General features: G+C 41.9%; 11 protein-coding genes. 4 read left to right on the top strand and 7 right to left on the bottom strand.

Annotation, left to right across the window (positions count from 1 at the left end):
• Positions 1–169: 169 nt before the first annotated feature.
• From spoVG to KQI87_RS01545, 3 genes are all read right to left on the bottom strand, one after another.
• A complete protein-coding gene (gene spoVG, locus KQI87_RS01555) occupies positions 170–457 on the bottom strand; it encodes a septation regulator SpoVG (protein WP_008706939.1) in 288 nt (95 codons plus the stop codon).
• A 110-nt stretch (positions 458–567) separates the two neighbouring features.
• Positions 568–1,686 (bottom strand): glucose-1-phosphate adenylyltransferase subunit GlgD, encoded by a 1,119-nt coding sequence (glgD, locus tag KQI87_RS01550; RefSeq protein WP_216458616.1) that lies wholly within the window; start codon positions 1,684–1,686, stop codon positions 568–570.
• Positions 1,686–2,960 carry a glucose-1-phosphate adenylyltransferase gene (locus tag KQI87_RS01545; protein ID WP_216458615.1) on the bottom strand — a complete coding sequence of 425 codons (1,275 nt, stop codon included), beginning with the start codon at positions 2,958–2,960 and terminating at the stop codon, positions 1,686–1,688. Before KQI87_RS01545 ends, glgD begins: the two co-directional genes overlap by 1 nt.
• 428 nt (positions 2,961–3,388) lie before the next feature.
• On the opposite strand from KQI87_RS01545, the gene murC reads away from it, so the two are divergent.
• From murC to KQI87_RS01525, 4 genes are all read left to right on the top strand, one after another.
• Entirely contained in the window at positions 3,389–4,768 is a 1,380-nt protein-coding gene (gene murC, locus KQI87_RS01540; protein WP_216458614.1) for a UDP-N-acetylmuramate--L-alanine ligase, read from the top strand.
• 671 nt (positions 4,769–5,439) lie between these two features.
• Entirely contained in the window at positions 5,440–6,522 is a 1,083-nt protein-coding gene (locus KQI87_RS01535; protein WP_216458613.1) for a DnaD domain protein, read from the top strand.
• 47 nt (positions 6,523–6,569) lie between these two features.
• A complete protein-coding gene (locus KQI87_RS01530) occupies positions 6,570–7,553 on the top strand; it encodes an ATP-binding protein (protein ID WP_216458612.1) in 984 nt (327 codons plus the stop codon).
• 3 nt (positions 7,554–7,556) lie between these two features.
• Positions 7,557–8,744 (top strand): ribose-phosphate pyrophosphokinase, encoded by a 1,188-nt coding sequence (locus KQI87_RS01525; RefSeq protein WP_216458611.1) that lies wholly within the window; start codon positions 7,557–7,559, stop codon positions 8,742–8,744.
• A 227-nt stretch (positions 8,745–8,971) separates the two neighbouring features.
• On the opposite strand, the gene KQI87_RS01520 is transcribed toward KQI87_RS01525, so the two are convergent.
• The 4 genes from KQI87_RS01520 to KQI87_RS01505 form a co-directional block, all read right to left on the bottom strand.
• Positions 8,972–10,522 carry an ATP-binding protein gene (locus KQI87_RS01520; RefSeq protein ID WP_216458610.1) on the bottom strand — a complete coding sequence of 517 codons (1,551 nt, stop codon included), beginning with the start codon at positions 10,520–10,522 and terminating at the stop codon, positions 8,972–8,974.
• A 10-nt stretch (positions 10,523–10,532) separates the two neighbouring features.
• Complete coding sequence (locus KQI87_RS01515) at positions 10,533–11,585, bottom strand: metallophosphoesterase family protein (protein ID WP_216458609.1); 1,053 nt, start codon at positions 11,583–11,585, stop codon at positions 10,533–10,535.
• Between the two features lie 114 nt (positions 11,586–11,699).
• Entirely contained in the window at positions 11,700–13,091 is a 1,392-nt protein-coding gene (gene asnS, locus KQI87_RS01510) for an asparagine--tRNA ligase (RefSeq protein WP_216458608.1), read from the bottom strand.
• 149 nt (positions 13,092–13,240) lie between these two features.
• Complete coding sequence (locus tag KQI87_RS01505) at positions 13,241–15,655, bottom strand: InlB B-repeat-containing protein (protein WP_216458607.1); 2,415 nt, start codon at positions 15,653–15,655, stop codon at positions 13,241–13,243.
• Between the last annotated feature and the right edge of the window lie 250 nt (positions 15,656–15,905).

Genomic DNA, 15,905 nt, shown 5'->3' with positions numbered 1-15,905 from the left:
GGTAATCCTCAACAGCAGCAATTTTTTCTTCAACTGTACACTTGGGTTTTCTACCCATAAAAATACCTCCAAAGTAGATTTTGGTTATTTAACCTGTCTACTTTAGAGGTATCATATCAATTTCCAGAGACAGTGCCTGTTTTTTATCTTACTGATTATCTCTCACCGATCATTCAGCTGCTGCAGCTTCTTCCGGTTCCGCATCCATAACTTCCTGGAACTTGTCCAGAATAATGGTCTGGATTCTGTCACGGGTTGCAGAATTGATCGGGTGTGCGATGTCACGATATTCCCCATCAGTTGCTTTGCGGCTTGGCATAGCAATAAATAAACCTTTTTCTCCTTCGATTACTTTAATATCATGTACTACAAATTCATCGTCAATTGTAATAGAAACAACTGCCTTCATTTTGCCTTCTTTTGCTACCTTTCTCACACGCACGTCAGTAATATTCATGATATAACTAGCTCCTTTCGATTGCCGAATCTATCCGACTCTTTTAATTTTTACTTTCGGGCCTTTTAATCCCCTGGATATTCCCGGATTGCTCCGCTGCTTCGCAGCTCTCACAATACATATCTCTCATTTTTCTCCACAACGATCTTGACTTCTCCCTCGCCGCAGAAGTACGAATTTGCACGAATAGTGTCTCGGCTCTCAACAATGCAGTTCTCTATATGTGTATTGTCCCCCAGATATACATTGTTTAAAATTACGGAGTTCTTGATAACGCAGTTATTTCCTACAAATACGTCTTTGAAAAGAACAGAATTCTCTACCGTACCATTGATAATGCATCCACTGGCAACAAGGCTGTTTTTAACCTGTGCTCCCGGATTGTATTTTGCCGGCGGCAGATCATCGATCTTTGTCTTAATTGTTGGTTCCTGTTTAAAGAAATAATTTCTGATCTCCGGCTGCAGGAAGTCCATATTTGTCTTATAATATGCTTCTGCTGTGGAGATATTGCTCCAGTATGTATCGATCTTGTATCCATAGATTCTCTTAAGATTCTTATAACGGATCAGGATATCTTTTACAAAATCATGTCTTCCCTCCTGGGCAGCACGCTCGATCAACTCGATCAGCTGTCTTCTGCGGATAACATAGATACCGGTTGAAATTGTATTATAGGAGGAAACGATTGGCTTCTCCTCAAATTCCTCAATTCTGCAATCCTCGTTCATGCGGAGAACACCAAATCTCTCAATCTCATTCGGATCATTGCAGGTAGTGCATACAACGGTAACGTCTGCACGTTTCGCAATGTGGTACTCCAGAACTTTGTTGTAATCCATTTTATAGACACAGTCACCGGATGCAATTACTACATATGGTTCATGGCTTTTCTTAAGGAACTGCAGGTTCTGATAAATGGCATCTGCTGTTCCCTGATACCACAGACTGTTATCCTTTGTAATGGTAGGTGTGAACACGAAAAGGCCACCCTGTTTACGACCGAAATCCCACCACTTGGAAGAACTTAAATGTTCATTTAAGGAACGGGCATTGTACTGTGTCAGAACTGCAACTTTCTGAATATGAGAACTTGCCATGTTGCTCAGCGCGAAGTCAATACTTCTGTAGCTTCCGGCAATCGGCATTGCTGCAATTGCTCTCTTGTTTGATAATTCTCTCATGCGGTTATTGTTTCCGCCTGCCAAAATAATACCTATCGCTCTCATTATTCGTCACCGTCCTTTGCTACAATTACCTGTCCGCCGGCCAGTTCACCATCAGGATAATCCTCAGGAGTTGTAATTCCTGAAATTGCTGTATTCTTACCGATCCTTACGTTATCCGGGATCACGCTGCGCTCACCTACTGTAGCGATTCCAAATGCATAAACTGCCGGTTTCAGTACGTTCGGTGCTTCCTCGCCGCATCCTAATACAACATTATTTCCGATGGTAACATCCTCGGCAATGATCGCTTTATCCATCTGTACGCCTTCACCGATGGTAGAATTGCGCATAATAATAGAATCACGGATCACACTGCCTTTTCCGATCACAACATTCGGTCCGATTACTGAATTATGTACTTCTCCGTAAATCTCAGCTCCTTCACCGATCAGACATCTGTCAGTAACAGCATCTGCGGAAATATACTGAGGCGGGATAATATCTCCCTTTGTATAGATTTTCCAGAATTCTTCATAAAGATTGAATTCCGGAATGATATCGATCAGTTCCATGTTGGCTTCCCAATAAGAGCCAAGTGTTCCAACATCCTTCCAATATCCATTGTATTCATAGGCAAAAAGTCTCTCACCTTTCTCCTTACAATATGGAAGAACATGCTTACCGAAGTCACAGCTGCTCTGATCCTTCAGAGTCATCAGTGCTTCTTTTAAAGCAGGCCAGCTGAAAATATAGATACCCATGGATGCCAGATTGCTGCTTGGATGCTCAGGTTTCTCTTCGAACTCTGTGATGCGTCCCATGTCATCTGTTACCATGATACCGAAGCGGCTTGCTTCTTCGATTGGTACAGGCATACAGGCAATTGTCACGTCAGCTTTATTCGCTTTATGGAAATCAAGCATTACTTCATAATCCATCTTATAGATATGGTCACCGGATAAGATCAGAACGTAATCCGGATTATACTGTTCCATGTAATCCATATTCTGGAAGATCGCATTGGCCGTTCCTGTATACCACTCACTGCTGGTACTCTTCTCATAAGGCGGAAGTACAGTTACACCGCCTTCGTTTCTGTCAAGATCCCACGGGATACCAATGCCAATATGTGTATTAAGCCTAAGTGGCTGATACTGTGTTAATACGCCTACTGTATCGATACCCGAGTTAATGCAGTTACTTAAGGGGAAGTCTATGATACGATATTTCCCGCCAAAAGCAACTGCAGGTTTTGCTACTTTTTCTGTCAGTACGCCCAGCCTGCTGCCCTGGCCGCCAGCTAAAAGCATGGCTATCATTTCTTTCTTAATCATGCAATCACCTCTTGTTGTAATTATGATTATTTAATTATAGCACAGTTCCATCTATTAGTGAACATTATTTACAATTTTTATTAGTGTTTTTTAATTTTTTTATAGTTTTTGTACACGTTTTACTTTGTACATTTTTGATTTTGCCTCATATTTTTATGCACTTTTTATATATCAGATGTCAATTTTTGTAATTTTTTATCATTATCCATATTTTACTATTTCTAAATTGCACATCTGATGTTTCCAACCGCAAACCCGGCAACAGCCTGCTTATGTCACCGTTACTCCCAGCACAGCAACACACATTCCTATTATTGCTATAAACCATAAAATAAAGAAGTTCTTTTCATTTTCCAGCTCAGGGAGTATAATAAACGCAACCAGAAACAAACAAAAAATGGTTAATTTATGATTAAGGAGATTCAACAATGTATCAGATAGATTTTCATAAACCTCTGCATGTACATTTCATCGGCATCGGCGGGATCAGTATGAGCGGTCTGGCAGAGATTCTTCTGGGAGAGGATTTCGTCATCTCCGGATCCGATGCCAAATCAAGCCCGCTTACACAGGCACTTGAGAAAAAAGGCGCAACCGTTTACTACGGACAGCGTGCATCCAACATTACTGACGGTGTAGATGTTGTGGTATACACAGCAGCCATCCATCCGGACAACCCGGAATTTGCCTGTGCAAAGGAGAAAGGCATTCCAATGCTTACCCGTGCAGAGCTTCTGGGACAGATCATGAGAAATTATGACACACCGATCGCCATTTCCGGAACTCATGGAAAAACAACTACAACCTCTATGGTATCTCATATCCTTCTTGAGGGTAACTGTGACCCTACTATCAGTGTAGGCGGTATTCTTCCTGCAATCGGCGGAAATATCCGCGTAGGTGAATCCGAGACTTTTGTCACAGAGGCCTGTGAGTACACAAACAGCTTCTTGAGCTTTTTCCCGAAGATCAGCATTATCCTGAACATGGATGCGGATCATCTGGATTTCTTCAAGGATATTGATGACATTCGTCATTCTTTCCGCCGTTTCGCAGAGCTTCTTCCGGCTGACGGCACACTAATCATCAATGCAGATACACCGAAATATGAAGATATCATCCGTAATCTTCCATGTAAGGTCATTACCTATGGTCTGGAACATGACGCAGATTATCAGGCAGCTGATATTACTTATGATAAATATGGTCACGCTTCTTTCTCCGTTCTCCGTAATGGTGTAAAAGTTGGCAGCTATTATCTGAAAGTGCCGGGCATCCACAATGTTTCCAATGCTCTGGCAGCGATCGCACTTGGTCATCTTCTGGAGCTTCCTGAAGAAGTGATCATCAAAGGACTTGGAAGTTTCACAGGTACAGACCGCCGTTTCCAGTACAAAGGCGAAGTTGCAGGCGTTACTATCGTAGATGATTATGCACATCATCCGACAGAGATTGAAGCGACTCTTCATGCAGCACATAATTATCCACATAAGAAATTATGGTGTGTATTCCAGCCTCATACATATACACGTACCAAAGCCCTGCTTCCTGAGTTTGCAAAAGCTCTCAGCCTCGCAGACCACGTGGTAGTCGCTGATATCTATGCAGCGAGAGAGACTGATACTCTTGGCATCTCTTCCGAGGATCTGCAGAAACGTATTCAGGAACTTGGAACTCCGTGCGAATACTTCCCTACATTTGATGAGATCGAGAACTATCTTCTTTCCAACTGTCAGGAGGGCGATCTGCTCATCACAATGGGCGCCGGAGATGTCGTAAACATCGGAGAACATCTGTTGGGAAAATAGTTTCTTCCTATATTATTGTGTGAATTTCTGTTTACCAAACAGAGAACACTCAAAAATCTCCAGCACTTAACAGGACGATTTCATAAAGCATTTCTTTGCTTTTAGAAATCGTCCTTTTTTACTCATTGCCTGTTATTTTATCAAATAGATAAAAGTCACGTATTCCTCCAAATATCTGCTTACCAATTTATTGTCATCCAAAAGAGTAACAGAAACTTACCTGATTCTCTTAAATTGTAATAAAAACTTTTCCCTGCTCATCAAAATAGTTATAAACAATTTATCCCCCTTCTACTTCTGCGTGTTTCTGCCGCTTTTAGGTACTTATCCACATTATCCACATCGTTATACACATTTTTACCCGCACTTTTATGTGGAATCATATGTGTATAAGTTGATTAACATAATTCTACATTTTTTTCACTCATAACACATCATTTTTCCCTAAAATTCGCCATTTTTTTAGTTTCCCATAATGTACACACGATTCCTTCTTTCCACATTATCCACATTATCCACATTCAAAGTGTGGATGAAACCTTATGAAAAAATCTCCTATTCTCTTTTAAAAAATGTTGTGCTATAATTCAGATTACTAAGAACAAAGCGAATAATTACCGTTACCGAACACAACATGAACAGTAACTTATTTAGAAAGAGAGTAGATATTCATGGCTATGATCACCTTACAGAATTCCCGAAGCGCGGAAATAACTGTATTAACCAATAATTTCATAGACAACTATATGCCTGAAGCCAACGGAGAATTTGTAAAAGTATATATCTATCTTCTAAGGCTTCTTTCTGATACATCTGTACCTTTCAGCCTGGAACAGATGGCTGATCATTTCTTCTGTACAGAGAGGGATATTGTCCGTGCTCTGAAATACTGGGAGAAGGAGAATCTTCTTACTCTGACCTACAGAAATAATGAGGATATTGCAGACATTACGCTTAACATACCGCCAGTAAAATCCGAAGCTCTCAAACCTGAAATTTCTACAGTCCCGATATCTACCGACAGACAGAAGACTGTTCCGCTGGAGCCGTCTGCAAAGCCATCTGCCAAATCTGCTTCTTCACTTTCTCCTGACCGTGTAAAAGAATTAAAGCAGAATGATGAAATTGTACAACTTCTCTATATTGCCGAACAATACCTGGGAAAAACGCTTACTCCTACTGAAATGAAGAAGATCCTGTTCTTCTATGATGAGCTGAAGTTCTCCCCGGATCTGATTGAATATCTGATCGAATACAGTGTAAGCCGTGGTCATAAGAGTATCCGTTACATAGAAACAGTTGCACTTGCATGGGCAGAAGAAGGAATTACTACTGTCACCATGGCAAAAGAAGCAAATTCCCGTTATTCCAAAGAATATTTCACGATTTTTAAGTCAATGGGAATCAGCGGACGCAATCCAGTCGATACCGAGATCACCCTTATGAATACCTGGCTTAAAGATTACGGTTTTTCTATGGATATTATCCAGGAAGCATGCAGCCGTACTGTTCTTTCCACAGGACAACCCAGTTTCCAATATGCGGATAAAATTCTTGCAGGGTGGAAAGATAAAAATGTCCGGACACTGGCAGATATAAAGCTTCTCGATGCCGCACATCAGCGCCGTAAACTGGAAAAGAATGCCCAGAAGAAGGATACTACAGCCAAACCTGCTTCGTCCAACCGTTTTAACAATTTCCATCAGCGGAAATATGATTTCAATGAATATGAGAAAAAACTACTGAATCAGTGATCTGATCTTTTGCTGATCCAGCCTAACCAAAGAAAGGGGGTCAGTTTATGCCTCTACAGAATTATCAATATGACACGATCATGCGGCAATACAGCAAAACACAATCCCAGAACCGCCGTGTTCAGGAGGAACGTACAAAGGAAATCTACGAGAAGATTCCCCGCATCCGTGAAATTGATGAAGAAGTTGCTACTTTAAGCGCTCAGAAAGCAAGAGCTCTTCTGAACGGAGAATCTTCCAGTCTCGAAGATCTGAAAGCAGCAATTTCTCTTTTATCCCAGGAGCGCAGTGCTCTGCTCGTATGTAATGCCTATCCTGAGAATTATCTGGAACTTCCTTATAAGTGTCCAATCTGTCAGGATACCGGTTATGTAAACAGTCAGAAATGCTCCTGTTTCAAGAAAGCCGAGATCGAACTGCTCTATACGCAGTCTAATTTAAAAGAAATTCTCAAAAAAGAAAACTTTGAACACTTTTCTTTTGATTATTATTCTGATACAATGAAGAACGAAGCCACGGGGCTGACAGAAAGAGAGACTGCTCAGAGAGCTTATGATATTGCCAGAGGTTTTGTCCGAAACTTCGATGGTTCTTTCGAGAATCTGTTTCTCTATGGTGATACCGGTGTAGGTAAGACATTTCTTTCACACTGTATTGCCCACGAGCTTCTGGAATCAGCACATTGCGTAATGTACTTCTCCGCATTTGATCTGTTTGATCTGCTGGCAGACTCCAAGTTCTCCAGAGACAAGACAGAAGGTGAGGATTTTGTATTTGACAGTGATCTGCTGATCATCGATGACCTGGGAACTGAACTTACAAACAGTTTTGTCTCTTCCCAGCTGTTTTTGTGCATAAACGAACGTATCATGCGCAGAAAGTCCACGATCATATCAACAAATCTTGATTTTGAAAATTTTTCGGCTACTTATTCCGAACGAACCTTTTCACGAATTATGAGTAACTACAGAATGGTGAAACTGGAAGGAAAGGATATCCGTATACAGAAAATTTTTTTAGGAGGAAAATAAATCATGGCACAGGCAACAACTAAAGATTTAACTACACTTCCGGTGGGCAGACTTGGTCTGATTCCGCTGATCAGCTGTAAAGGTCTGGGTGAGAAAGTAAATGACTGGCTGGTACAGTGGCGTAAAGACCGCACTCACGAAGAGCTTGATTCCTTTGCATTCGAGGGTTATCAGAGAGATTCTTATCTGGTCCCGGTTCAGACAGCACGTTTCGGCTCCGGTGAGGCGAAATGTACGATCATGGAATCCGTACGTGGTGATGATATCTATCTTATGGTTGATGTATGCAACTACAGCCTTACTTATAATATCGGACCATATGAGAATCTTATGTCCCCTGATGACCATTTTCAGGATCTGAAACGTGTAATCGGCGCAATTGGAGGCAAAGCCCGCAGAGTAAATGTTATTATGCCATATCTGTATGAAAGCCGTCAGGACATCCGCAACGGCCGAGAATCTCTGGACTGTGCGACAGCACTTCAGGAGCTTGTAAGCATGGGTGTAGAGAACATCATTACTTTTGATGCACATGATTCCCGTGTACAGAACGCAACTCCTCTGCATGGATTTGAAACAGTACATCCTTCCTATCAGTTCATTAAGGCCCTTCTTAATAATGAAAACGGACTGCACATTGACAATGACCATTTCATGATCATCAGTCCTGATGAGGGAAGCATGAACCGTGCGATCTACCTTGCAAATATCCTTGGTGTTGATATGGGTATGTATTACAAACGTCTGGATTACTCCAAGAGAATCAATGGACGTCATCCGATTGCAGCTTATGAATTCCTCGGACCAAACCTTAAGGGCAAGGATATGATCCTGATCGATGATATGATTTCCTCCGGTGATACGATCCTTAAGATTGCTTCTCTTCTCAAAGAAAGAGGTGCCGGCAGAATTTATATCTGCTCTACTTTCGGTCTGTTCACAGATGGCCTTGAGAAATTTGACCAGGCACACAAGAATGGTGTATTTGACAAGCTGCTCACTACAAACCTGATTTATCAGTCTCCTGAGCTTCTTGCAAAAGATTACTACATTACCTGTGATATGAGTAAATATATTGCTCTGATCATTGATACTCTGAATCATGACCAGTCTGTAAGCCATCTGCTCAACCCGGTTGACAGAATTAAGCGTTGCGTAAATAATTATATGGCTCAGTATGATGAGAAATAATTACATTCGAATAAAATAAATATATAGAAAGAGAGATTACATATATCAATTCTACTCTAGTATGCCGACAACTTGATTGTTGGCACAACAGGACTTAGATTGGTACTATGTAATCTCTCTTTTTATGACTTCTCACATCTTATTATTTATAAAAAAGTCTTTATTATAAAATATGTCGCCAGAAATATCTCTTTAAGCATTTCTGGTAAATAATCAGGTCAGTGATTTCAGGAAAGCAGCAATTTCTGATAAGGAATACCTTCCCTGTCCAGGATTTCCATTTCTCGCTTATGGCAGGTACTGATAATGATCTGTTTATTCTCCTTGTGCATCCATTTGAGCACTGCTGCAAGACGTTCTTCGTCATACATGCCAAATACATCGTCCAGTATCACCGGAAAGCTCTCTTCCTGGCACAGAAGCTCTCCTGCTGCCATACGCAGGGAAAAATAAATCTGCTCCATAGTTCCCCTGCTAAGACGTTCCAGACCAATGGTACGGTCTCCGGTATTTACTGTCATATGAAATGCCGCATCCATCAACACTTCCTGATATTTACCGCCTGTAATCTCACTCAAAATCTGCGAGGTACGTGTCCTGAGCTTACGTCCTACCTGATGATGAATATTTTCAGACAACATCTCTATCGTCTCCATTGCCAGGTTCAGAGCCTGTACTTCCATCTCTTCTAAGGTAGGAAGGTAAGAATTCTCTTCATATTCCCGGTACTCTTCCTGTAGATTTCGAAAATCAGTCTCTTTTTCATCATAGTCCTGTTTAAGGCTCTCCTTGCTCCATTTCAGCTTCTCCTGTCTTGACATCCAACGGTTCTTCATACGCACCCTTTTCTGAAATTCACGGGCATATTTCATCTGCTGTCTGCCACAGAAGAATACCAGGCCTGCTGCTATGGCAACTGCTGTCAGACTTACCGCAATACTATTTGCTGCCAATGCAGACGTAATCAGTCCAATGATTCCCACTGCCGCTGATGCAAGCATTCCCAGCGCATATCCGTTTCTCTTCTTCCTGGTTTCTGCCAGTTTCTCATCCAGAAGCAGTGCACCGTTCTCCTCTCCCGGGCGCATTCCCAGAGATCCTTCTTTCTCATCAATCTGGGCGATCTTTTCCCTGAGATCATTCATCTCTCCTGCAATATAGTCCATATTTACCTGGAGTTTCTGCTGCTCCTGCTCTGTTTCTTTCTGTTTCTTGTCTGCCTGAACCTGATAGCCTTTTCTGGACATTTTCAGCATCTGCATGGCACGTCCCAGATCAATGGAACTGTCTCCGGTTCCCTGATAGCTTGCCATATAATTCTGAAGTTCACGTACCAGATCCTGTCCTGTTACGCTCTTTAACTGCGCAACGGAAACTGTATTGTCATAAACTGCCTCGCTGACATTTCCCAGAACCTTTTCCAGCCCCACTGCATCAATGTCTGCAAGCTCTTTCGTATCTTCATTTAATAATTCACTGAATGCATGATCTTTCTGAAAATTTCTGGACAAACGATAGTTATGACCCTTGCTGTTGAACCAAATCGTTCCTCCGTATTGTCCCGGATTCTCCCACGGTTCATAGGTACTGTATGTATCATTTCTGGCTGCCTTGCCACGCATTCTCGTCAGTCCGAAGAACATGCTCTTAATAAACGTATGAATCGTTGTCTTTCCACTCTCATTCTCTCCATAAAGCACATTGATACCCGGTGAGAATTCCAGAGTCTTATCATGAATCTTTCCAAAATTTTTGATATTTAACTGTCTGATAATCATATTCTACCTGTCACCTGCTTGTCTCCAATAGAGCCTGAAGCCCATAATACAAAGCTTTCTCCTCTATCACATTTCTGTCTTTATGAAGAAAATAACTGATATAATCACCAATCAATGTTCCGCTATACTTTTTCTCAAGGTCCTCCAGATCATAAGCAGGTCTGGATTCATCCAACACTTCTGTCACAAACCCAAAGGACTTCAGTCTCTCCGGAAGAAGCAGAAGCTCCGGTGCCCGGTTTCCACGGATCACAATCCTGTAGATATTCATGCGGCCTTTTGTTGCCAGATCTGCCTTTAGCATATCCTCCAGGGATGCCTGTGTAGAATCTTCCCGCAGCATCAGCAGAATCTGTTCATAAGAGCGGCAGGCAAATGGCACAAACGTTGTCTTAAGTCTCCCGTTCTCCAGATGTCCTTCTATGTACCCATGCTCTCCCAGATCATTCCTGTCGATAGGTTCCAGCGCCCCTGCATAAGCTGCGCCATCCCTGATCAGAATCTGTGGTTTATGGATATGTCCAAGCGCCACATAATCAAATCCTGCGGAAGCAATGCCTTTTATATTCATTGGTATATGTGTAGCATCTCCGCCATGTGCCAACAGGATATGCATTCCCTCCCCCTCTACAGGACGGGCCGCATCGTAAAGTGGCTTCTCAATCTCCTGGTGCTCATAGCTTAATCCATATACATAGACATCCAACTTCTCATCCTTCACACATGTGAGCTGTTCATTCTTAAAAAATGTCACGTTCTTTTCCCACTGAAAATCCCGGTAAAAAGAATCTGCTTTGATGTAGTCATGATTTCCTGCCATCAGATAAATTCGTGTATCCGGAATGGTGGAAAACAGGTAATTTACTTCTTTTAGCTCCCGTAAAAGAGGCTGGCGGTGGAATAAATCTCCTGCTATAAATAACAAATCCACCGGATTCTCACGGATACCCGCAATAACCCGGCGGAAAGTTTCCCAGATTTCTTCCTCCCGCCTGCTGCTCCATGGACAGCCCCTGTCCGGGACTGCACCAAGGTGTACATCTGCAAGATGAATAAATCTCATGCCAATCTCTCTTTCTGTTATGTTTCTCAAAACACAGGTCCAGACAGATATCGTCTGCTTATTTCAACTGGAAATAGTATCTGTGTACTGCTAAACATCTTTCTACGATTCTAATTATAAGTCACAGTTCTTAACAGTTCTTGGGAATGGAATTACGTCACGGATGTTGCCCATGCCGGTAAGGTACATTACGCAACGTTCAAATCCAAGACCAAATCCTGAATGACGTGTGGAACCATATTTGCGAAGATCAAGATAGAAATCATAATCCTCTTTCTTCAGTCCCAGCTCATCCATACGTTTCTCAAGTTTCTCAATATCATCCTCTCTCTGGCTTCCACCGATAATCTCACCGATTCCAGGTACCAGACAGTCCATAGCTGCAACAGTCTTGTTATCCTCATTCATCTTCATGTAGAATGCTTTGATCTCCTTCGGATAGTCTGTTACAAATACAGGTTTCTTAAAGATCTCTTCTGTCAGATAACGTTCATGCTCTGTCTGCAGATCGCATCCCCAGAATACTTTGTAATCAAATTTATCGTTGTTCTTTTCCAGAAGTTCTACTGCTTCTGTATAAGTTACGTGACCGAACTCAGAATTTAATACATGGTTCAGTCTGTCAAGAAGACCTTTATCAATGAAAGAGTTGAAGAAGTTCATCTCTTCCGGTGCATTCTCAAGTACATAGCGGATGACATATTTCAGCATTGCTTCTGCAAGATCCATGTTGTCATTTAAGTCTGCAAATGCACACTCAGGCTCGATCATCCAGAACTCTGCTGCATGACGGGTTGTATTGGAGTTCTCTGCACGGAATGTTGGTCCGAATGTATAAACATTACGGAATGCCTGTGCAAAAGTCTCGCAGTTTAACTGACCGCTTACTGTCAGGTTGGTTTCTTTTCCAAAGAAGTCCTGAGAGTAATCTACAGCACCCTTATCATCTGTCGGAATATTGTTCATATCCAGTGTTGTTACCTGGAACATCTCACCTGCACCTTCACAGTCACTTCCTGTGATCAGTGGAGTATGAACATACACGAATCCCTGTTCCTGGAAGAAACGATGGATCGCATAAGCGCACAGAGAACGTACACGGAATACTGCCTGGAATGTGTTTGTTCTCGGACGGAGATGTGTGATAGTTCTTAAGTATTCAAGGCTGTGGCGTTTCTTCTGAAGCGGATAATCCGGTGCAGAAGTACCCTCTACGCTGACTTCTGTGGCCTGGATCTCAAATGGCTGTTTTGCCTGCGGAGTTGCTACCAGTGTACCTTTGACGATAATAGCAGCACCTACGTTTAATTTGCTGATCTCAGCAAAGTTATCCATTGTATCATGATAAACTACCTGAAGAGTTTCAAAGAAGGATCCGTCATGAAGAACGATAAATCCAAAAGTCTTGGAATCACGTACGCTTCGTACCCATCCTCCTACAGTAACCTCTTTGTCCAGGTATTTCTCTCTCTCTTTGTAGATTTCTTTTACTGTTGTTAACTTCATATCTATATTTCCTCTTTCTCCTCATCGTTGTGGATATTACACAAAAAGACGAAACGCTGTTCTCTCATAACAGCTGTCTCGTCCTTTAGTATAGACTATTCCCTGATTTCACGCAAGGAGTAATCTGGTATTTAACTGTGTTTTTTCTCTTAAGATGGTTGTCTTAATGAATCCATACATTTCGCATAAATGCGCTTATAAGTTCTTGCAGTATAATGCAAACCGTCATCTATCGTTCCAACACCATAATAATCACTGGCAAAACTGTATCCTGTTGATTTCAGATAGGAATACATATCAATATAGGTATACGCTGAACTCAGGTTTGATTTCAGATAAGCATTAAATAATCTGACTGAAGCTTCACTTCTGTCGGCTCTGTTGGTATTTGACAGCATCTGGCGATTTATTGGATTCACTGACATGAAATACAGATCACATCCTTTACTGTTCAGCATAGGTGCAATGCCATTATAATATGATACATATTCCTTATAATCTTTCAGATCATTTACGCCAAAGTTAAAGATAACCGCCGTTCTCTTCTCAAGAATACTGTTCTTTCCATTTATTACCATGGAGTAAAGACTCGACCATCCGGTTGTAGAAAGCCAGTCTAATCCTTTTCCTGCTGAGCAGACAAACTTCACATCCTTGATCGCAGTCTGACCCATAGACTTCAGAACATTCTCCATATATTCTGTACGGGAATCTCCTACAAAGATCACCTGCTTGTATTTATAAGTATTTACCTGTGGAAGTTCATCTTCTGAAAGATCTGTCTCTGAAGATCTGTTAAATACCACTGCATACAGATCCATGTTTCCATTTACTGTGATCGTATCTTCTGCCTCATATTCCGGACTGACAGTCTGCATTTCTTTGGAAGACCATCCCATAAATGTATAACCTTCTGCATCTCTGACTCCCGGCAGTTTATAGGTAGACCCCTGTGCCAGAGTCGTCTTCTGCCAAATCGTTCCGCCAAACTTGTGAAGCGTAAGCATAACTGCTTTCTTCTGTACTGCATAAAGAGCAATATTTTTCGTCACTGTATGAGTTGCTTTGGCAGTTGCTTTCGTGGAATTCTTGGTACTGGACCATCCCAGATTTACATATCCGGTTCTGGCTGGTACCTGCGCAAATTTGACAACAGTTCCCTCTTCTACAGTCTGAGTAAGTTTCTTATAAGCTGCATTGGTATTTCCATTTCCCAGATAATAGGTAACTGTGTAGTAATTACTCTTTCTGCGTACTGCATAGAATTGCGTGTTCTTGGTAATCTTTACGCTTGCACCAACCTTATACAGTGGCGTCGTTTTTCCTTTTACAGTTGTCCATCCAAGATTAGTGTATCCTTTTACCTTCGGCACCTCAGGCAGAGTTACCATCTGATTCTTTGATGCATATAAAGTTAATGATGTATAAGTCTTACTTGTGCTTGTTCCATTATTGTTATTAAAACTAACCGTATACGGCAGTTTCTTATAAACTGCATATAAATTCAGAGCGGCACTTACCTTTACCTGCTGATTTACTTTATAAGTGGCAGAAGATGCGTTCTTGCTCTTGGACCATCCTAAAGCCTGATAACCTGTTTTTGCAGGAACCTGCGGCATTGTTATGGTAAGTCCCTTGCCGATCTTCTGATTCAGTGCAGTAAACTTACTGTTGCTTGCCCCGGTATTCGTCATAAATTTTACCTGAAGTGCTGTACGGCGCACAATGTAGAAATTCATATCACCCGTTACCGTATACTGGGTATTCAGCTCATAGTCCACATTTGAAGAACCCTTGGTAGCAGTCCATCCATAATTAATATACTTGCTTGACGGCATATCCGGCAGTGTAATGGTGTTCGTCTCGTAAGCTTTCAGTGTACCTTTGGAAAATACACTTGTACCCGAATTGTTATAAAGAGAAATTGTACATTTCTTCGGCATATAGAAATCCAGCTCACCATTCTTAATAAAAAAGTCCCAGCTCTCTCCCTTTTTCAGGGTAAGCAGATCTCCTCCTTTAAGTGTGATCGCTTCTCCCAATGCCTCATCCTTCTCCAGTTTCCACATATTTGGAGCTGTCGAATCCGGTACACTAGGCAAAATCAGAGAATCATTCCATGCCAGTACAGCTCTTAACTGTTCACATTCATTCCCCTCTCCATCCACGAAGCGAAGCATAACTTCTTTCTCCGGGTTGATCGTCGGTGTCACAGATGGAGTCGGCGTTGGTGTTGGTGAAGGAGTCGGTGTTTCCGTTGGTGTCACTGTAGGCGTTGTTGATACCTCTGGTGTCGGAGATGCTTCCGGTGTCGGTGTTCCATCCGGCTGAGGTGTCACCGTCGGTGTAACCTCCTGCTGCCCGACTGCTGCCTGTGCAGCTGCACTCTCCGTTCCTGTGTCAAATTCGTCTACGGAGTCTTCTTCTCCGGAACTGAAAATCTGTTCGAAGCTATCCGGAGAGCAAAAGTCTGCTGCCTGCGCCGGAACCGCTGTAACGATCATCGCCGCTGCCAGAACCACACTGGCAAAACGCCTTCCTCTTCCGTGTTTCTTTCTGTACATAATTACCTCCATTTTATTTGCAAAACTTTGCAAAAACGCCCCGCTGCCAAATGTGCGGGACGTTCTCTGTGCATTCCCAAACATTCGAAATCTGAATTACTTTGCAAGTCCCCACCCACTGTTTATTGCTTTTCGCAATTGAAGCAGTGGACTTACTTGATTTGGTTAAATAATGTCATTTGGTTTTATAATAACAAATCTGTTTTTCTGTTATGTAAAATCCATCTTTCTTATGTTCGGTAAATAATCT

The organism is Blautia sp. MSJ-9 (assembly GCF_018919065.1).
Lineage (GTDB): Bacteria > Bacillota > Clostridia > Lachnospirales > Lachnospiraceae > Blautia_A.
This window is presented reverse-complemented; position numbering and strand designations above follow the sequence as displayed.